Here is a 19710-nt window from a genome sequence, read left to right as displayed (position 1 = left end):
CTAGCTAACGCTCCAGCCCGCTAAGTTCTCCTCCCACAGTCGGGAGGGGGCTGGGCGGAGAGGGCAGATGGTAGCTGACGCGACTCGCGAGTTTTAAACGTAAGGACGCCACCCCTGACCCCTCGAGAACCATACGGAACTCAGGAAGCCGACGGGTGGCGTCCTTGCGTTTAATGTTTGAGCTGGAGCGGTAGCTAGCTTCTGCCCTATAACCCCAGACGACCTAGCGCATCAGTACCCGGCGGAGGTAGGGGTTGAGGAATATTCCTTCCGGGTCCATCTCCTCGCGGAGCTCCGCGAACGAGGAGAACCCGGGGTAGAGCCGCGCCAGGTCGGCCGCCGTCAGCGAGTGTTCCTGGCCCCAGTGGGGGCGTCCGCCGTGGGCGGTGAACACCTCTTCCAGGGTGTCGAAGAAGTGCGCGGCGTCGTTCCGCCAATATTCCCGAGCGGAAATATAGACGGTGGGGCGGCCGAACGCCGGGGAGAGCGGCAAGTCGTCGGCGGCCGAGGTGGTGACGACTAGCGGAAAACTGGGGCTGACCTGCGTTTTTTCCAGGGCGCGCTGCACGTCACCCATCACCGATTCGAACTCGGTCAGGTCGAAGGCGTACTCCATCGTGTTTTGTTGCACGCGGCGATCCACCACGAACACCGCCGGCGCCAAGTCGGCGTAGCGGCGGTTGGTGCGCGCGAAGTTGGCCACCTTATTCACGGTCGCCTGCGCCGCCGGCCACTTCGACCCCACCAGGCTGGCAGCCTCGAAAAGACCGTTGCTCAGGGCGTAGTCCCGGCCGTAGCGCCGCGCCTGCGAAATGCGTGCCGAGGGAGGCATATAACCCTCGGTGAGTAGCGGCAGGCGGGTCAACCGCCGGGTGCGTACCGTGTGCGAACCGGGGTACCAGGCGAACTCGTAGTGGTCGGCCCCGGCGGAGCGCTCGGCAAAGCTGTGGACGATGGTCTTGAGCTGGTGCCCGCGTTCCACCGCGTGCACGCGGAACATGGGTACCACGCGGAAGGTCAGCGAGACGATCACGCCCAGCGCACCCAAGCCCACCAGGGCGGCCCGGAAGATCTCTTCGTTGTGCGTTTCTGAGCACTCGATAAGTTCGCCGGTGGAGGTTACCAGCTGCAACGAGAGCACCTGGGTGGAGAAGATGCCATACCCCAGGCCGGTGCCGTGCGTACCCGTGGAGACCGCGCCGGCCAGCGTCTGCTGCCCGAGGCGTCCTAGATTCTCGAAGGCGAGCCCGTAGCTGGCCAGGATCTTGTTGGCGTGCTGCACCGTGGTGCCCGCCCAGAACGTCACGGTGCCGGCCGTGGCGTTCACCTCGGTGGCCCCGACGAGGTTGGCGAGGCTCAGCATGCGGTCGGTGGGCTGGGCGATAGCCGAGGACGATCGCGAGGCCCCCACCACTTTCAGCTGCGACCCTGCCGCGGCGGCTTCGGCGACCAGGTGCTGCACTTCGGCGGCGTTGCGCGGGGCGAACACCTGGGTCGGTTCGGACGCGTGCCGGTGCCCCCAGGTCTGCCACCGGTACCCCTCGCCCTGCGGTGGGGCGGATTCGGGTGTGGCGGGGCTGGTTGATCGATCGTTGGCCACGGTTGTGATCCTTTCGGACGCGGTCGGTTCTGGGCTTATTCTCTCACTGGAGGCGACCGGCCGGGAGTGGGTGAACGCAAAATGTGTGCCCCGCCGAGGCGGAGAGTGTCAGCTAGCGCACATCGGACTAGACTGGTTAATGTAAACCCTGGCTTAGGAAAAGAAGCCAGATGGGCAAGGAGGGCCGGGGTTTCTTCGAGATAAGGAGACAACCATGACCGACCGCGAACTCTCCCAGAAATCCTTCGGGGGCCAGGCTATTGCCGCCCGTGACGCCGGCCAGGACCTCACACAGATCTCCGGCGAGATCATCGTGGGTATCGATGGATCCGAGCAGTCGTATGGGGCCTTGAAGTGGGCCGTCGGCGAGGCAAAGCGCCGCGGCAACCTTCCCGTTCGCTTGGTCACCGCTTACTCGTTACCCACCTTCACCGGTGGTTACTCAGACGCCTACTCGATGATCGACGAAGAGGCCCTGCGCGAGGGTGTGGCACAGATTCTTGACGAGGCGCACGCCCGCGTGGGGGAGACCGACGTCGAATTGCGTGCGACCGTAGATACCGGGGACGCCACCGGCATTCTCTTGGAGCTCTCCAAGCGGGCCGAATTGATGGTGGTAGGTTCCCGCTCCAACGGTGGCCTGCTGGGCCGTCTGCTCGGTACCGTTTCCACCTCACTGCCCGCGCACGCGCATTGCCCGACCGTGGCGGTCCCGGCGTCCTACGGCAAGGAGATCGAAAACAACCCGGCGGTGCTCGATACCCCAGGCCCGATCATCGTCGGTTCGGACGGCTCAGACCAGGCTCGCGTGGCCATCTTGAAGGCCGCCGACGAAGCCAACCTGCGCGGCGAGAAGCTCATTCTCGTCAACGCGCTGGCTCCCTACACCGGAGCCCTGAATTGGGTGCCGGCGGCGGTGGACTTCGAGGCGATGTACAAGGAGATCGCCAACCTGCAGCGCGAGGCGGCACTCTGGTTGCGCGAGATCTACCCCGAGTTGGAGATCGAGTTCAAACTGATCGACGGCTCCCCGGTGCACGTTCTGCTCGAGGCAGCCGAAAGTGCCGACCTGATCGTCGTCGGTACCCGTGGACGCGGCGGCGTGGCCGGCATGCTCCTTGGCTCGACCTCACAGGGTGTGTTGCATAACACCAAGATCCCGGTGATGATCGTTCCCGAAATTGAGGACGACCGCACCAAGGACGCCCCCACGGCGGGTATTACCTGGGGCTAGCCTGCCCCGGGTTCAGCGCGGTAAGCTGAACACAGAATTTTTGAGTATGCACGGCAGAGGAGTGCCGCCGGTTTCTCTCCACCTTTTGAGGTTGCAGAGCACCGACGGAGCTCCTCTGTTCGCTTTTTCGAAAAAAGTTTAAAAAATTTTTGGGGGCTTGCGGGTGAGTCGTCTACCTTGATTTTTAGCGGTTTTCATACCCTTGTACGACCTGGGTCACCACCGAAAAAGAGATGTAGGTTACGCATTTTTGAGCATCGGGTGAGGTTGCGGTGAATTTCAGGTTTGCACCGGTCAATTTTGTGTCGTAAGCTAGTTGAGGTTCGAACGACGGCCTGAGAAATCAGGTCAAGCGAGACCAGGCCCCCATCGTCTAGCGGCCTAGGACGCCGCCCTTTCACGGCGGTAACACGGGTTCAAATCCCGTTGGGGGTACTGCAAATCTTCGGATTTGCTAAGCCACGTTGAATGAAGTAGAGTTTCACTCTGTTGCAATCAACGAATGGCCCCGTAGCGCAGTTGGTTAGCGCGCCGGCCTGTCACGCCGGAGGTCGCGGGTTCAAGTCCCGTCGGGGTCGCTTTGACCGCGTATTCATTGAATAACGCGGTCGTGGCATATCTAAGGGTATGCCTGGCTCTGTAGCTCAGTTGGTAGAGCGTACGACTGAAAATCGTAAGGTCACCGGATCGACGCCGGTCGGAGCCACAAATCCACTTGCATGGGCTTCTAACGTGCGAGTGGATTTTTTCTTTAAGTTTCTGTGTGAGAAAAGCCCGGTGGGTGCTGAGTAAATCAGCGACCCACCGGGCTTTTTCACGTTCTATCGCTAGCCGAGAAGGCGCGATGCCACGGTCGTACTACTGAGCATTACCCGCGTTAAGCTCGTTCTTCTCGGTGAAACCGGTGGTCTTCACATCGGAGCGCAGGTCTTTCACCAGACGCTCGGCCAGTGCGACCGACGACTGCGGGTTCTGGCCCGAGTACAGGTTGCGGTCTACGACTATCTTGCTCATGTACGGGAGCTTGTTCTTCTCGTACTTCAACCCGGCGTCCTTAAGGGCGTCCTCCAATAGCCACTTAGCCTTGAACGAGAAGGGGTTGAAGCGCTCCTCGAGGTTGGAAAGGCCGGTGACCTGGAAGCCGGCGAAGGCGTTGCCGGTGTTGGTCTTCGCCGCCAGTAGCGCAGCCGGTGCGTGGCAGAGAACCGCGACGGTGCGTCCTGACTGGGCGCGCTCGAGCAGAATCTTGCCGCTGGTGGGGTCGGTGGCGAGGTCTTCCATGGGGCCGTGGCCGCCGGGATAGAACACCAGGTCGTACTCTTCGTGGTTAACCTCGGAGAGGTTCACCGGGTGGTCGATCTGGTCCTTGATCTTCTTGAGGTAGTCGACGATCTTCTCGCGCTTGGAGCGGGAGCCGCCCATGGGACCGATGCTGATGCGATCCAGGGTGGGGGCTACGCCGTTCGGTGCGGCGATGGTGGCGTCAAAACCGGCCTCGGTGAAGATGCGGTGCGGCTCGGCCAGCTCCTCGGCCCAGAAGCCGGTGGGGTGCTCGGAGCCGTCTTTGAGGGTCCAGTGATCTGCCGCTGAGACAACGAATAATACGTTTGTCATGAGATGTCCTTTCTGAGAACTACGTATGCTTACTAGCTTAGTCCTGTTGGCTGTACGTTCCCCGAAAGGCCGCTCGACACTAGTCGATTTCTACAACCACCGGAGTGTGGTCCGAGGCGCCCTGGCCCTTACGCTCCTCGACGTCGATCTCGGCTGCGACCACGCGGGAGGCCAGCGCGGGGGAGTGCAGCTGAAAGTCGATGCGCATCCCTTCGTTCTTGCTGAAGCGCCCGCCGGTGTAGTCCCAGTAGGTGTACTGCCCTTCGGTGTAGGGGCGTACGACGTCCACGAGGCTGGATCCGTCGATGAACGAGTGGAAGGCCTCACGCTCGGGCGCGGTCACGTGGGTCAGGTTGTTCTCCCGGAAGAAGTCGATGTCCCAGACGTCTTCGTCGCGGGGTGCGACGTTCCAGTCGCCCACCAGCGCGAACTGGGCTTGCGGGTCTTCGGCGAGCCAGGCGTCCACGTTCTCGCGTAGCTTGCCCAGCCAGTTCAGCTTGTAGGCCATGTGTGGGTCGTCGATGCCGCGCCCGTTGGGAATGTAGAGGCTCCAGACGCGCACCCCGCCGCACGTGGCGCCGAGGGCGCGGGCTTCGACCGTCTCGTCTTCACCCGGCTTGCCGAAGGCGGGCTGACCATCGAACCCGCGGACGACGTCGGTGAGGCCCACGCGGGAGGCGATCGCCACTCCGTTCCACTGGTTGAGGCCGAAATGTGCCACCTCGTACCCCATGAACTCGAAAATCTCGTAGGGGAAGGTTTCGTCTTTGGTCTTGGTCTCCTGAATGGCCAGCACATCTACCCCGGAGGAGTCTAACCACTCCTCGACGCGGTCGGCGCGGGCACGAATTGAGTTCACATTCCAGGTGGCAATCTTCATGCTCCCAGGGTACAGGCCGCGCCGGGATCCCCTCTACGGCGGGCAACTCTGTGCGTTCTGAGGGCACATTTATTGGGGTCCCTTATTTTTTCTGAATAAAAACCTGAGCAAACACGGGGAACGATGAGAATTGCCTGCATGTGATCTAAAAGACTTATTAATTTTAAGCAAACTAAATCAACAATCGACCACGCGGGCACAATTAGCGGTAGAGTCGGGTTCTGATCACTCGTGAATTGTTATGCCTAGTGAGACCCCACTTATTCTGACAAATTGGGGGACAATCTCGCTCATTTAGGGGACAAATAAATGTGCACGGGGGACAAAAAATCAGTTAGTAGGGGCTGATTAGTTGGCAAAAAACTTTAGGGAGCATAATTTGTCTACATCTTTGGTGACAAAAACCGTAAGATCCAAAAACCGCTATAAAACCGGTCGTTTTCTCTGGCAATTCGCGCTTTACCTCTCGCCGGTTCTGCTCCTGATGTTGATCTTTCCGTTCGTCACCGAGCGGATCTCCTCCATCAGCGTCGGCGGCGTCAACCTCACCCAGATCGTGCTCGCCGCCTCCATCACCGTGCCGTGGATGAGCCAATGCGTCTGCCTACCCATCTACAAGGCCATGGAAGACCTGCTGGGAGAGAAAGAACTCAACTCCTGTATGAAGCGCTTCTGCGAGTACTGGCTCGCCACTTGCGTGGCCATGGTGCCCGTGCTCCTGGTCTTCGGTCTGCCCCTCTTCTTCGCCCTGAACTGGACGTGGACGGCCCTGCTGGCCTACCTCATCCTCGGCTTCCTCAACATGGCCTTCGGTCAGTTGCTGGTCATCGCCAACATCCCCACCAACCGCACCTACTGGGCCGCCGCCTGGGTTGCCTACTCGATGGCGCTACTGTTCTTCCCGACCGTCTGGTTCCTGCCCCCGGTAGCCGGCATCATCGTCCAGCTGATCGTCATGCGCAAGTACCTGCGCTACCTGACCACCTTCCGCCGCCTGCCCGCGCTGACGCTCACCCGCGAAGCGGTCCGCGGCTTCCTCATGGGCGCCGTGCTGTGGGCCGACAAGTACTTCCTCTTCGCCGCACAGGGTGGAACCATGGACGTCATCGCCGTGTACATGGGCCTCATCCCCGCGGTGATCGCTTACAACTACTTCTTCGCCGCCGAAGCCATGGGCCTGGACCGCTCCATCGCCAAGCTGCGCGGACTGATCGAGTACACCAGCTACCCGCTCGTCGACCGCTTTGCCACCCGCGTCTCCAAGCGCGTGCACGCGGCAACCCACCGCACCCTGATCCTGTCGCTGGCCACCTCGGTGATGACCGCCGTCATCATGTACTTCGCCACCCCGCAGTCCTTCGCGCTGGCGCTGGTCGTGATCCTGACGTCGTTCTTCTTCCTCACCGCCGCGATCTTCAGCTACCAGGTCGACTACATGGGCAACCACGTAGCACCCCAGATCATCGGCGGCGCACACCTGCTGCTGTGCATCATGGCCTTCTCGATCATGCCCAACATCGGCGGGTACTACATCATCCTCGGCGGCGAAATTCTCATCGCCATCGCCAGCTACCTGGTCTTCCGCAAGACCTGGTCCGCCCCCGCCTACGACCTGTTCTGGAAGCACGCGATGAGCTGGTAGCTCACGCCGCAACGCCCGCCTGGCAACTTCGCACCGACCCACAGAATGTTGAGAAAAAGCACCATGACCGCGATGCATACCTCAAACCAAGACCACACCACCGATCCCATGACCGCAGAAGTGGCGCCCTGGCAGTCCGAGGGCGCTTCCCCGTTCAAGGAACTGCGCCTGCCCCCGGCCGGCGAGCACTACTCCGACCCCGAGTACCCCGACGTTGACGTCGCCATCGTCATGGAATCCACCTACCCCTACCTCAAGGGCGGGGTCTCCGCGGTGGTCCACGACATCATCACCGCCAACCCCGACATCACCTACGGCATCATCCACATCGCCTGGGACACCGATTCACCGCTGGAAGACCTCTACGGCATGCCCGAGAACGTCGCCTGGGTGAAGCCCGTCTTCCTCAGCATGGAAGAGCACCGCGACGGCTTCGCCAACGCCGACAAAGACCTCAAGATGAATCGCCGCGAACGCATCGCCACCTCGCACAAGCTCATGGACGCCCTCTTCGCCCTCTACGAAGACGCCGACGTGAACCCGCTGTGGGAGATGTACGACGAAGGCTTCAACCCCAAGACCCGCCGCTACCCGCTGTGGTCGCTACTGGGCACCAAAGAGTTCATGAAGGTCATGTTCGACCGCCTGCCCCTGCAGCGCATGAGCTTCTCCGATAACTTCTGGCTGATGCGCACCTTCTTCTCGCTGGCCTACGCGCTGCTCCACGAGCGCATGCCGCACGCGAAGGTCTACCACGCCCACACCACCGGTTACGCCTCGCTCATCGGCGCGGCGGCAGCACGCGACCACGGCACCAGCTTCTTCCTCACCGAGCACAACCTCTACGTGCGCGACACCGTCAACACCCTGCTCGACCGAGACATGTCTAAGCCGGTCAAGTTGGGCGACTGGAACACCTTGCCCAACAACGAGGAACAGCGTGCCTGGACGATGTGGTGGATCCAACTGGGCCGCTTCTGCTACCCCAGCGCAGACAAGATCACTTACCTCTACCCCAAGGCCCTAGACGAAGCCCGCGGCCTCGACGCCCCTGTGGATGTACCCGACCGCGCCATCGTGTTGCCCAACGGTATGCAAATCTCCGACGTCAACGAGGCCTACGCCCAGCGTCGTATCGCCCGCGAAAAGATCGAGCTGCAGGGCACCAACCACCACTGGCGCATCGTGTTCATCGCCCGCGTGGTGCCCATCAAGGGCCTCATCGACCTCATCGACTCCGTCGAAATGCTCCGCGACGAGGGGTACCAGAACCTCCACATCGACGTGCTCGGCCCCACTCAGCACGTGCCCGCCTACTACGACCTCTGCCGCACCGCGATCGCCGAGAAGGAACTCGAGGACTACTTCACCTTCCACGGCACCGTCAACGTGCGCGAAATGCTCGGCCAGTTCGACCTGCTCATCATGCCCAGCTACAACGAGGGTCAGCCGATCGTCGCGCTCGAGGCGATGAGCGCGTCCTTGCCCGTGGTGGGCACGGACGTCGGCGGCATGTCCCAGCTCATCGAAGACACGCTGACCACCACCGACGGCGTGAATGTCGAGGGTTGCGGCATTCTCACCCAGCCCGGTGACGCCCGCGGTTACGCCGACGTGCTGAAGAAGATCATGGACTACCCCGACACCTACGAGCAGTGGTGCATCAACGCCCGCGACCGCGTGGTCGGGTGCTTCCAGCTGGCTGACATGATGGAACGCTACAATGTGCTGTATCGCCAGCTGGGTAACCTCGGGCCCAAGCCCGAGAAGTACCACAACGGCGCGGAGACCGCAGAGTCCCTGGCTATCCGGCCGCGGACCGAACGGGTTGAACAGCCGCAGACCCCGCACCAGATCCCCGATCGCGACGTCCTGGCCCCCGTGCCGCTCATCGAAAAGGCGAAATCTTCGCGACGCGCCAAGCAGGAATCCCCCTTCAAGCCTGCCTCCGCGCCGAAGGAAGATCACCGCCCGCCGCAGCTGGATGACGTTATCGACTTCCGGGAAAAGATCAGGAACTAATTCATGGCTCAGGCCCCCCACCTACCCATTGAAAGTAGCTACACCAAAGGTCTCTGGGTCCGCTACGGCGGCCAAGACATCACCGACGAACAGATTAAATTCGCCGCCGAGCACTACTCGGTAGCCATCCTCCAGCCCGACGACGAACCCGCCGCCGCGCGCCTGAAGGAACTGCGCCCCTCCATGGTGGTGCTGTGCTACAAGTGCCTCTCCTCCACCCGCAATTACGAGAACCCCGGCAAGTACATCACCTCCGGCGTCTCGTACCGCGAGGCGGAGGAGGCCGAAAAGGCCGGCGGAAAGTGGTTCGCACGCCGCCTCAACGGCGAAAAAATCGAGTGGAACGGCTACGGTGGCCACTTTCAAATGGCGGTGTGGAACCCTGAGTACCGCGCCCGCTGGATCGAGAACGTCTGCGCGATGCTCAAAGATTCACCCTTCGACGGTGTGATGGCCGACAACGATATTCACGGCGACTACTACGGGCTGAACCTGCCCATCCAAGACGCCAAGGAACTCAAGGTCTTCCACGACGCCCTCGAACGCCTGGTGATCGACGCCGGCACCGCGCTGAACAAGATGGACAAGATTCTGGTGCCCAACATCGCCGAGTCGCGCGAAAACCCGGGCAAGTGGGAGCGGCACAGCGCCTACGGCGGCGGCTTCGAAGAGGTCTTCCTCGGCTGGGCCGTGGACACCTACCTCGACTTCAGCGCCACCCGCGCGATGATCGCGCAGATGCCGCCCGAGTTCAAGCGCGTGCAGCTGGCCAGCAAGTGGGTGCCGCGCCTGACCCTGCTGCGCGCGTCCACGGACGGCTCCGACCGGCACTACGGGTTCACCGGCGCGCTGGCGGCGTTCTGGGTCTTCGGCGGCGGCCAGTGGACGGCCATCAGCGCCGGCGGGATCGACGCCCACAACGACACCCCGTGGATCGAAGAACAGGGCTGGGACCTCGGCCACCCGATGGGTGAGATCCAGTTCGTCAACGGCGCCTACGTGCGCGAATTCTCTGCCGGCTGGGCCGCGGCGAACATCTCCGGGTCTCGCAGCGGCAAGGTCAGCATCCCCAGCGGCTACGTTGACTACCAGGGACGCTCGCTGTCGTCTATCTACCTCGACGGCCACCACGGCGTGGTGCTACGCAAACCCGAGTAACCAGGCTCATGCGGTTCCGACGGGAGCCCTCCGCGATAGAGTGGGGATAGTTTTGGCCCCACCGTAGCGAAGGAGCTCCCGTCATGGCCGATGAAACTTTGATTCTCACCGAGGTGCGCGGCACCCTGGGCGTGATCACCCTCAACCGCCCCCGCGCCATCAACTCGCTCAGCCTCGAGATGCTACAGGGCATCGACCGCGCCCTGACCGACTTCCAACACGACTCTCGCGTGGCCGCGGTGCTGATCACCGGCGCCGGTGAACGCGGGCTCTGCGCCGGTGGAGACATCGTGGCACTGCACCGCCACATTACCGCCGGGGAGCACCCCGAGATCGAGGAGTACTTCCGGGCCGAGTATTCGCTGAATTACCGAATCTCCACCTATCCCAAGCCGATCGTCGCCCTGATGGACGGCGTGGTGCTCGGCGGCGGAGTGGGCGTTTCGGCGCACGCATCGCACCGCATCGTTACCGAGCGCTCGCGGGTTGGCATGCCCGAGACGATCATCGGTTTCGCCCCCGATATTGGGGCGCTGAAGTTGCTCTCCGCGGCTCCGCGGCAGTTGGGCACCATGATGGCGATGACCGGCACTCACGCGTTGACCTCCGACGCGCTGGTGACCGGGTTGGCCGACTACTACGTGCCGTCCGAGAAGCTCGACGAGCTGTTGAAGTACCTGCAGACCGCCACGGACGCGCAGTCGATCGAGCTGGTCATCGACAAGTTCGTGGCCGAGCCGCCGGCCTCGCGCTTCGCCGAAAACGCCGCCTGGATCGCCAAGGCGTTCGCCGGCAACGACCCGGTGACGATCCGCGATCGCGTAGTGGCTGAGGCTGAGCGCGGGAATGAATTCGCCGCCGAACTGGTTAAGGCTCTGGAACACAACAGCCCCACCGGAATCTCCATGGCGCTAGTGGGCGTGCGCCGCGCCAAGACTGCGACGCTGGCAGAGACCCTCAACGCAGACCTCGTCATGGCGGTCAACTCGGCCACCCATCATGATCTGCGCGAGGGCATCCGCGCCCAGGTGATCGACAAAGACCGCAATCCCTCGTGGGAATACGACGGGCTGGAAAGCGTGCCCGCCGGTTACGCCGCCGAGTTCTACAGCGCGCCGGAGGGTTTGAAGCCGCTGGGGTTGAAGTAACCCTGCGCGGTGGCCGCGCGTGTGCGGCCGACCAGCCTCCGCCGTCCCCGTGGAAAGAAGAAGGAACCATGAGCGAGAAGAAACCAGACGACCTGCGCCGTGCCCAGGAGTTTTTGACCCTGGTCGCCGAGAACCTTGAGATCTCCCCGTCGGTGATCGAGCAGAACATGCCGTATCTGCTGGGCATGACCAAGCATGTGGCGCACGATGCGGTGCGTCCGGCGGCTCCGCTGGCCGCCTTCTTGGTGGGCCTTGCGGTAGGACGCGCCGGCGAGGCTGCTCCCGACGAGGTGAAGGCCCGCATCGCGCAGGTGGAGCGCGCCATCGAGGAGTACGCCGATGGCCAGGCTTAATCTCTCGACGCCGATGGCGAAGGTGATCCGCCGCGAGGACGGTTCGTTCACGGTCAATCGCCGCTCCGACGCGATCACCGCCGAGGAGCCGCTGGAGATCCGCATGGGTGGGCAGACCATCACCACCACGATGCGCACCCCCGGCCACGACCTGGAGCTGGCGCACGGGTTCTTGCACTCGGAGGGGCTGATCCGTTCGGCGGCGGACGTCGAGAACGCCCGTTACTGTGCCGGCGCGACCGGCCCCGACGGGCAGAACACTTACAACCTGTTGGACGTTCAGCAACAACTGTTCGTGAAGGCGCCCACCCTGGATAACCTGCGGTTGACTACCACGAACTCGGCCTGTGGGGTGTGCGGTTCGACCTCGATCGAGACGATCATGAGCAAGCGGCACCGCCCGATCACCCCGATCAAGCTCAGCCCCGAACTGGTGCTCGAGTTGCCGCAGCGCCTGCGGGAGAACCAGAAACAGTTCAAGCGCACCGGCGGTATTCACGCGGCGGCGGTGTTCGAGTCGGACGGCACGCACATCGTGACCCGCGAGGATATTGGCCGGCACAACGCGGCGGATAAGGTGATCGGCCACCTGATGCTCAACGATTCCCTGGACACTCCGGGCCGGATTCTGGTGATGAGCTCGCGGGCGTCGTTCGAGCTGGTGCAGAAGGCGATCATGGCCGGTTTTTCGGCGCTGATCGCTGTCTCGGCGGCGTCTTCGTTGGCGGTGGAGATGGCCGAGGAGGCCGGGCTGACGCTGATCGCCTTCGCTCGGGACGACCGCTTCAACCTCTACGCGGGGGAGTTGGATATGTAGGGGGTTCCCTCCCGGGCGCATAACCGGTAGTGGCTGTGCAGATGCAGGTATATGAATGTTCATATACCTGCATTTTTATATACCCATAAGCAAGAAATTCTGATGACGGGTTTACGTAAATAAGAAATGTTTGAGTTTATAAATATCTAACTTCATAACCATTCATCAATTCGTGAAAAACCTTAAAACATCGGGATGACCTGGACAAAGAGGAGAATCTCAATATCATCTGAAGTGTTGTAACCCGCAATACAATCACTTACGAGGGAATCATTAATGTTCGTTCACAGGACGCCGATGAGGCGATGACGCTGTCAGAGAAGAAGTACTGCTACGTGCCCGGTGTGGATCCGCGCTCGTGTATGACCTCTACGTATAAGGAGGTTGATCCTTATGGTGCTCGTGAGGAGAAGACGACGGTGGTGCCGCGTGATGTGTTTGATCCGCTGAGGTATCGGTTTGGTTTGGTGGATCGTGGTGGTACGGGTCGGTTTTTGTTTGGTGTGCGTTTTTATGACCCTGGGCAGGGTGTGTGGACGCAGCAGGATTCGTTGGATGCGCCGTTGGATCCGGTGAATGGTAATCGGTATGCGTATGCTGGCGGGGATCCGGTGAATGGGTTCGACCCCACCGGAAAGTTCTGGGAAGAGATCGCCGGAGCGGCTGTCGGGTCTTTCACCGGCGCTTTCATTGCAGTGCCTGCAGCGTTACTCCTCCCTGGCGCTGGAGCTGTCGTGGGAGGAATAACAGGTGGGTGTATTGGCGGAGTTGTCGGATCACTTGTCACTAATGAGTTAAAGAATGAGGATCCAGATCTTGAGGTCGCGGGAACACGATGTGTGATTGCCGGTGCAGGGGGGGTAGGAGTCGGGGGCTTGGCTGTAAGTAAGTGGGCTCCACTATTCCAACCATAGGGAATTAATTATGAGAAATGGAAAATCTAAAAAATTATTAATATTTGAAATTTCAACGATTTTAATTCTTTCCATTATTGGTTTCGGTCTTGCGATTTTTACCAATTCTTGGAATTGGACGGTGATAGTATTTTGGATACTAAGCATTTCAGCCTATGTGTACACAAATTTTTATCGACGAAATAATAAATGAACATTTGCCTCAGTGAAATGTATGTGCTGGGTGTTCTGAGTTCTCAGGGTGCCCAGCATGTTTATAAATATCGGATTTGATCAAGGGTAGGGCGTCACTTGCATGAAGGATGCAATAAAAATATACGGTAAAAATATTCTTGCTTGCATAGGTGTATATCTAGTCGTTTTAATTGCGCTGGCATTTATTTTACCTTCCGATGTCCCACATTTTATTTTAATTTTTCCCGTATGGATGCTGGTAGTGTCCATAATTGTTTGGAACGCCAATAATCACAGGAAGAAGAGGTTGTCTAAAAGAACGAGATGCGAATAACAGATTAACATATCTCTTAAAGTTGCAGTCTTATAAATTTATTAAAATAAGCTAAATAAATTCTATTTTAAGGGGGTGAATTATTTATAAATATTTTTTATAAGCCTATTAAATTGTGCAAAGAAGAGAGAAAATATAAAGATGCGAAATGATATCTCATGTAAAACCGTTACATCGTAGTCAAGGCCTGTGCAGTTGACGATCATACATTTATACGATGTCATGCGACTCAGGAAAGCGTGCATGCTTGCATATCGGGCTCGGCAGAACCGGTAATCCCTCGATGGACCTGGTCTGTCTTTCTGTGTCTCGCCCACAACTTCCCCGTCGCACCGGCTGCCACCGCCGACGTCCGGGTCGAGCAGGAAGGCCAGCCAACCCCTATGAACCCGTAACTTAACTCCAAATCTGAAGCAAAAACTTCTACCATCAACCAGCGTGATAGGTAACATGGGCACATGAGCGCTTCACAGAATCCCGTATCCACCATCAGTAGCCTGAGCGAAAAAGCCAACGCCTACGACTACCCCAAGATCGGCAATCGCACCAAGTCGGCCGCCGGCCTCCCCGGCGTCTACCATGCAATGAAGCATGCGGTGCCCAACAACGGCGTGCCCACCCTGCTGAAGATGAACCAGCACGGCGGCATCGACTGCCCCAGCTGCGCCTGGCCCGAGCCGAACCAGAAAGACATCAACATCGTTGAGTTCTGTGAAAACGGCGCTAAGGCAGTAGCCGAAGAAACTACCTCCACCCGCGCAACCCCCGAATTCTGGGCGAAGCACAGCATCGAAGAGCTGCGCGACAAGACCGACTTCTGGCTCGGCAAGCAGGGTCGCATCACCAACCCGATGTACTACGACCGCGAAGCCGGTGACACCCACTACCACCCCATCACCTGGGAAAAGGCATTCAGCCTCATCGCCGAGCAGCTGAAGAGCCTGGACGACCCCGACCAGGCCGTCTTCTACACCTCCGGACGCGCGTCCAACGAGGCCGCCTACAGCTTCGGCCTGCTCGCCCGCCGCCTGGGCACCAACAACCTGCCCGACTGCGGCAACCTCTGCCACGAGTCCACCGGTTCCGCACTCTCGCAGACCCTGGGCCTGGGCAAGGGCTCGATCACCATGAAGGACCTCGAGACTACCGACCTGTTCATCTCCGTGGGCCAGAACCCGGGTACCAATCACCCGCGTTCGCTGACTACCTTCCAGAAGATGAAGGAAAACGGCGGCAAGATGATCTCCGTCAACCCCATGCCCGAGACCGGTCTGATGAGCTTCGAAGAGCCGCAGTCTCACCACATGGTTCTCCCCGTTGACTTGACCGACGAGTACCTGCAGGTACGCCTCGACGGCGACCGCGCCTTCTTCCAGCAGCTCAACCGCGAGCTGATCCGCCGCGACGCCATCGACCACGTCTTCATCGAACGATTCTGCTCCGGTTTCGAAGAGACCAAGGCCCACCTGATGAGCCTCGACGACCGGGAACTGGAACGCGGCTCGGGCATCTCCGCCGAACAGGTCTCCCGCGTGGCAGACATGGTCGAAGAAGCCGAGACCGTGGTCGTTGGCTGGACCCTCGGCGTGACCCAGCACCGCGACTCGGTGGCCACCATCCGCGAAATGGTCAACTTCTGCCTGCTGACCGGCAACATCGGTAAGCCCGGCGCCGGCACCGCGCCCTTCCGCGGTCACTCCAACGTGCAGGGCGACCGCACCATGGGCATCTGGGAGAAAATGCCCGACTCCTTCATGGACGCACTGCAGAAGGAATTCGGCTTCGACGTGCCCAAGCACCACGGTAAAGACGCCGTGGGCTGCCTGCAGCAGATCCGCGACGGCAAGAACAAGTTCGTGATGTCGCTGGGCGGCAACCTGGTGCGCATCGCCTCCGATACCGTGGTGTTGCAGGATGGCATGAGCAGCCAGGAGATGACCGTTCACGTCTCCACCAAGCCCAATGGCTCGCACGCCTGGCCGGGCAAGAAGTCGCTGATCCTGCCCGTCCTGACCCGCACCGACCTGGACATGCAGAAGTCCGGCCCGCAGAAGGTCAGCGCCGAGAACTCGGCCTCGGTGGTCTCCGCCTCGATCGGCAAGCGCACCGCCAACAAAGACCTGGGCCTGCGCTCCGAGGTGGACGTCGTCTGCTCGATCGGCCGCGAAACCTTCGGCGACGACTTCTGGCAGCCCATGATCGACGACTACAGTGTGATCCGCGATCACATCGAAGCCACCATCCCCGGTTTCGAGCGCTACAACGAGCGCCTCGAACAGCCCGGCGGCTTCAACCTGCCCAACGGCCCGCGTGAGCGCGTGTTCAAGACCAACGACGGCAAGGCACACCTGACCGTCAACCAGACCAACGTCAAGGAGATCCCCGAGGGTCACCTGCTGCTCTCGACCGTGCGCTCTCACGACCAGTTCAACTCCACCATCTACGGCATGGACGACCGCTACCGCGGTGTGCGCCACGGCCGCCGCGTGGTGTTCGTCAACCCCGAGAACCTGGCGGAGCTCGGCCTGGCCGACGGTGACATCGTGGACATCGTCTCGGTGTGGGAGGACGGCGAGCGTCGTGCCCCCAACTTCCGTTGCGTTTCCTACGATCACGCCCGCGACTGCGTTGCGGTCTACATGCCCGAGGGCAACGTGCTGGTTCCCCTGGACGCCACCGCGAAGGAATCCAACACCCCGATCTTCAAGTCGGTGCTGGTGCGCCTGGAACCGCAGGGTAAGCGCTACATGTAGCCACCGCGTGTGAGGCCGGGCCCGGCGTCCGGCAAAAATGCCGAAAGGCCGCTTCATCGTCGAAAGGCCGTCAGTAGGACGGCCTTTCGACAGTGGGGCGGCCTTTCAGTGATAGGGCGGCCTCTCAGCGAGGTGCAGGCCCCAAAATAAACGCCCCGGAGGGAAATCCCCCGGGGCGTTTGTCGTGCAGATCGCGCTGTTATCCCTGTGCCTCGGTGAGGCGCTGCTCATCGGTGGTGACCAAGATTTTCACCGCAGTCTCGTTGTGGTTGATGAGGGTGTCGAAACCCTGACCGATCAGATCGTCCACAAAGATGCGGCCGGTGATGAACGGAGCGAGATCCACCTTGCCAGACTCAACCAGCTTGATGGTGTCGGGGTGGTTGTTCACGTAGGCGATAGTGCCGCGCAGATCAACTTCCTTGAGCACCAGCTTCTGCATCTCGAGGCTGGCAGGCTTGCCCCAGATCGAGACGACCACGATCACGCCGGTGGGTTTGATCGCGTCGAAAAGGGTGTCGAGCGCCGGTTGCACCGAGGTGCATTCGAAGGCGACGTCGGCGCCGCGTCCGTCGGTGAGCTTTGAGACCTCAGCGACGACGTCCGTCTCGGCGGGGGAGAACGTGTGGTCAGCCGCGCCCGACTCCAGCGCCTTCTGGCGGCGTAGCTCCGAGAGTTCCGAGATCACCACGGTCGCGCCCAGGGCCTTGAGCACGACGCCGGTGAGCAGGCCGATGGGGCCGGCGCCGGTGATCAGGGCGACGTCGCCGGGTTTGATCTCTCCGGCGCGTTCCACCGCGTGGTAACCGACGCTCAGTGGTTCGATCAGGGCCGCTTGATCCAGCGGCACGTCCTGAGAGATCTTGTGCACCCAACGACGCTTGACCGCGACCTTCTCGGACAGCCCACCGCCGCGTCCGGCAAGGCCAATGAAGTTCATGTTCTTGGAGAGGTGGTAGGTCTTGGACTCGGGGCCGGTGTCGACCGAGTCGTCGATAATGTAGGGCTCGACGATCACGTGATCACCCACGGTGAGGTCCGTAACCCCTTCGCCGAGCGCCTCGACCACGCCGGAGAATTCGTGGCCGAGAGTGACCGGTGCGGTCTCACCCGAAATCGGGTGCGGGGTGTGGTGCGTGGGGCAGAAAATGGGGCCGTCGAGGTATTCGTGCAGGTCGGTACCGCAGATGCCACACCAGGCGACCTTGACCAACACTTCACCGGCGGCGGGGGTGGGTTCCTCAATGTCTTCGATGCGGATGTCTCCACGGTCGTAAAAGCGCGCAGCCTTCATGATGTCACTTTCCTCCATGTGTTTGATGTGTGGAGCCGGGGGCTCACTTCCACCGTATGCCGGTTGAAAGGAGCATTCACCGGTGTCAGCCAACATTTCGCGGTTGTGACGTTGAGGTCGTTGAGGCCTTAATGCGGGGCGGCGCCGCGCGTCCTGCAAAACGGCGAAAGGCCGCCCCACCGTCGAGGGGCCGTCAGTAGGACGGCCTTTCGACGATGAAGCGGCCTCTCGGCGAGAAGAGCCCCCGAGGGGCCTTATTCGGCAGCCGGGAAGGTCGGGGTAGCGGCCCCAGCCATCTTCTCGACCACGCGGATCACCTGGCAGGAGTAACCGAACTCGTTGTCGTACCAGACGTAGAGGATCGCGGTGTTACCGGTGACAATGGTCGCCAGGCCGTCCACGATGCCCGCGGTGCGCGAACCAACGAAGTCGGTGGAGACAACCTCGTGAGAGTCGGTGTAGTCGATCTGGCGGCGCAGAGCCGAGCTCAGCGAGGTCTCGCGGAGCAGGGTGTTGAGCTCTTCCTTCGAACCGGGAGCCTTCTCCAGCTGCAGGTTGAGGATAGCCATCGAGACGTCGGGGGTGGGAACGCGGATCGCGTTACCGGTCAGCTTGCCTTCCATCTCGGGAAGCGCCTTGGCCACGGCCTTGGCGGCACCGGTCTCGGTGATCACCATGTTCAGCGCGGCCGAGCGTCCGCGGCGGTCGCCCTTGTGGTAGTTGTCGATCAGGTTCTGGTCGTTGGTGAAGGAGTGAACGGTCTCCACGTGGCCGTGGGTCACGCCGAATTCTTCGCCCATGACCTTCAGGACGGGGGTGATCGCGTTAGTGGTGCAGGAGGCAGCCGAGATGATCTGGTCGGAGTCTTCGATGATGTTGTCGTTCACGCCGAAAACGATGTTCTTCAGGTCGCCCTTGCCGGGTGCGGTCAGCAACACGCGGGAAGCACCGGGGCACTGCAGGTGCTGCGAGAGGCCCTCGCGGTCGCGCCAGCGTCCGGTGTTGTCAACCACGATGGCGTCGTTGATGCCGTGGGCGGTGTAGTCGACCTGGGTGGGGTCGGAGGAGTAGATGAACTTGATCGGGGTGCCGTTGGCGATGATGGTGGAGTTCTCGGCGTCCACGCGGATGGTGCCGTTGAAGGCGCCGTGCACGGAGTCGCGGCGCAGCAGCGAGGCGCGCTTGTAGAGGTCATCATCGCCGTTCTTGCGCACGACGACGGCGCGCAGCTTCAGGCCGGAACCGGAGGAACGCTCGAGCAGGATGCGGGCCAGCAGGCGGCCGATGCGACCGAAGCCGTAGAGCACGACGTCCTGGTTGGCGGGCTCGGTCTCGCCCTTCTTGCCGACGACCTCGGCGAGTTCTTCGCGCAACCACGCGTTCAGGTCGGACGCGCCGGACTCGTTGAACTTGCGCAGCAGCTGGGCGAGGCCGATGGAGCAGGGGCCGAGGTCGAGCTTGTCGAGTTCGGTCAGGAGCTTGAGGGAATCGGCGGGATCGAGCTCAACGGCGTCGATCTGACGCGCGAAACGGTGCAGCTTGAGGATCTGGATGACCGACTGGTTGACGAGGGAGCGGCCATGAATGCTGGTCACCACGCCATTTTCGCGATTGAGTTTACCGATGAGAGGGATCATTGCCTCTGCATGTGCTTCTCGGGTGAGCCACTGTTCGTGAGCGTTCTCGGGAGAAATTGCCACGGAATTCCCTTCGTTGTCGATCGAGCGTCGTTGCCATCGATCGGTTTCTTTGTGCGATTTATGCTTTTCGCGG

The 19710-nt window shown here is 61.0% G+C and carries 14 protein-coding genes and 3 tRNA genes; 12 read left to right on the top strand and 5 right to left on the bottom strand.

The genetic code is table 11. From position 1 onward, the window contains the following. Nucleotides 1-223 precede the first annotated feature (223 nt). The gene (locus tag VVR12_RS06525; RefSeq protein ID WP_368550354.1) at nucleotides 224-1600 is read right to left on the bottom strand and encodes a D-arabinono-1,4-lactone oxidase; all 1377 of its coding nucleotides are present in this window, start codon (nucleotides 1598-1600) and stop codon (nucleotides 224-226) included. 214 nt (nucleotides 1601-1814) lie between these two features. On the opposite strand from VVR12_RS06525, the gene VVR12_RS06520 reads away from it, so the two are divergent. The 4 genes from VVR12_RS06520 to VVR12_RS06505 all read left to right on the top strand — a co-directional run bounded on the left by VVR12_RS06520 (nucleotide 1815) and on the right by VVR12_RS06505 (nucleotide 3540). Beyond that, entirely contained in the window at nucleotides 1815-2834 is a 1020-nt protein-coding gene (locus VVR12_RS06520) for a universal stress protein (protein ID WP_368550353.1), read from the top strand. 362 nt (nucleotides 2835-3196) lie between these two features. Then, nucleotides 3197-3269 (top strand) — tRNA-Glu (locus VVR12_RS06515). 69 nt (nucleotides 3270-3338) lie between these two features. Then, nucleotides 3339-3412, top strand: a tRNA-Asp gene (locus tag VVR12_RS06510). A 55-nt stretch (nucleotides 3413-3467) separates the two neighbouring features. Continuing rightward, nucleotides 3468-3540: transfer RNA gene (locus tag VVR12_RS06505), tRNA-Phe, on the top strand. 152 nt (nucleotides 3541-3692) lie between these two features. Here the strand turns inward: VVR12_RS06505 and VVR12_RS06500 are convergent. Both VVR12_RS06500 and VVR12_RS06495 read right to left on the bottom strand, forming a co-directional pair. Further along, nucleotides 3693-4448, bottom strand: coding sequence for a type 1 glutamine amidotransferase domain-containing protein (locus tag VVR12_RS06500; protein WP_368550352.1), 756 nt, complete (start codon nucleotides 4446-4448; stop codon nucleotides 3693-3695). Nucleotides 4449-4527: 79 nt separating this feature from the next. Continuing rightward, the gene (locus VVR12_RS06495) at nucleotides 4528-5328 is read right to left on the bottom strand and encodes an exodeoxyribonuclease III (RefSeq protein ID WP_368550351.1); all 801 of its coding nucleotides are present in this window, start codon (nucleotides 5326-5328) and stop codon (nucleotides 4528-4530) included. A gap of 379 nt (nucleotides 5329-5707) precedes the next feature. On the opposite strand from VVR12_RS06495, the gene VVR12_RS06490 reads away from it, so the two are divergent. The 8 genes from VVR12_RS06490 to VVR12_RS06455 all read left to right on the top strand — a co-directional run bounded on the left by VVR12_RS06490 (nucleotide 5708) and on the right by VVR12_RS06455 (nucleotide 16643). Beyond that, nucleotides 5708-6970: a hypothetical protein gene (locus tag VVR12_RS06490; RefSeq protein WP_368550350.1), complete on the top strand. Its 1263-nt coding sequence runs from the start codon at nucleotides 5708-5710 to the stop codon at nucleotides 6968-6970. Nucleotides 6971-7042: 72 nt separating this feature from the next. Next, the gene (gene pelF / locus VVR12_RS06485) at nucleotides 7043-8992 is read left to right on the top strand and encodes a GT4 family glycosyltransferase PelF (protein WP_368550349.1); all 1950 of its coding nucleotides are present in this window, start codon (nucleotides 7043-7045) and stop codon (nucleotides 8990-8992) included. A 3-nt stretch (nucleotides 8993-8995) separates the two neighbouring features. Next, entirely contained in the window at nucleotides 8996-10150 is a 1155-nt protein-coding gene (locus tag VVR12_RS06480; protein WP_368550348.1) for a putative glycoside hydrolase, read from the top strand. Nucleotides 10151-10233: 83 nt separating this feature from the next. Beyond that, complete coding sequence (locus tag VVR12_RS06475; RefSeq protein WP_368550347.1) at nucleotides 10234-11298, top strand: 3-hydroxyisobutyryl-CoA hydrolase; 1065 nt, start codon at nucleotides 10234-10236, stop codon at nucleotides 11296-11298. A 68-nt stretch (nucleotides 11299-11366) separates the two neighbouring features. Further along, nucleotides 11367-11651 (top strand): DUF6457 domain-containing protein, encoded by a 285-nt coding sequence (locus VVR12_RS06470; protein WP_368550346.1) that lies wholly within the window; start codon nucleotides 11367-11369, stop codon nucleotides 11649-11651. Continuing rightward, nucleotides 11638-12468 (top strand): formate dehydrogenase accessory sulfurtransferase FdhD, encoded by an 831-nt coding sequence (gene fdhD / locus VVR12_RS06465; RefSeq protein WP_368550345.1) that lies wholly within the window; start codon nucleotides 11638-11640, stop codon nucleotides 12466-12468. Before VVR12_RS06470 ends, fdhD begins: the two co-directional genes overlap by 14 nt. Before the next feature lie 305 nt (nucleotides 12469-12773). After that, entirely contained in the window at nucleotides 12774-13382 is a 609-nt protein-coding gene (locus tag VVR12_RS06460) for an RHS repeat-associated core domain-containing protein (RefSeq protein ID WP_368550344.1), read from the top strand. Between the two features lie 966 nt (nucleotides 13383-14348). Then, entirely contained in the window at nucleotides 14349-16643 is a 2295-nt protein-coding gene (locus tag VVR12_RS06455) for an FdhF/YdeP family oxidoreductase (RefSeq protein WP_368550343.1), read from the top strand. A 199-nt stretch (nucleotides 16644-16842) separates the two neighbouring features. Here the strand turns inward: VVR12_RS06455 and VVR12_RS06450 are convergent, their stop codons facing one another. Together VVR12_RS06450 and VVR12_RS06445 are read right to left on the bottom strand one after the other, a co-directional pair. Continuing rightward, nucleotides 16843-17937, bottom strand: a complete 1095-nt coding sequence (locus VVR12_RS06450) for a 2,3-butanediol dehydrogenase (protein WP_368550342.1) — start codon at nucleotides 17935-17937, stop codon at nucleotides 16843-16845. A 254-nt stretch (nucleotides 17938-18191) separates the two neighbouring features. After that, entirely contained in the window at nucleotides 18192-19574 is a 1383-nt protein-coding gene (locus VVR12_RS06445; RefSeq protein ID WP_409349892.1) for a glyceraldehyde-3-phosphate dehydrogenase, read from the bottom strand. Between the last annotated feature and the right edge of the window lie 136 nt (nucleotides 19575-19710).

The sequence above is a fragment of the Rothia sp. LK2588 genome (assembly GCF_040946465.1).
Lineage (GTDB): Bacteria > Actinomycetota > Actinomycetes > Actinomycetales > Micrococcaceae > Rothia.
The sequence above is the reverse complement of the archived record's forward strand: the minus strand, read 5'-3'. Positions and strand labels throughout refer to the sequence as shown.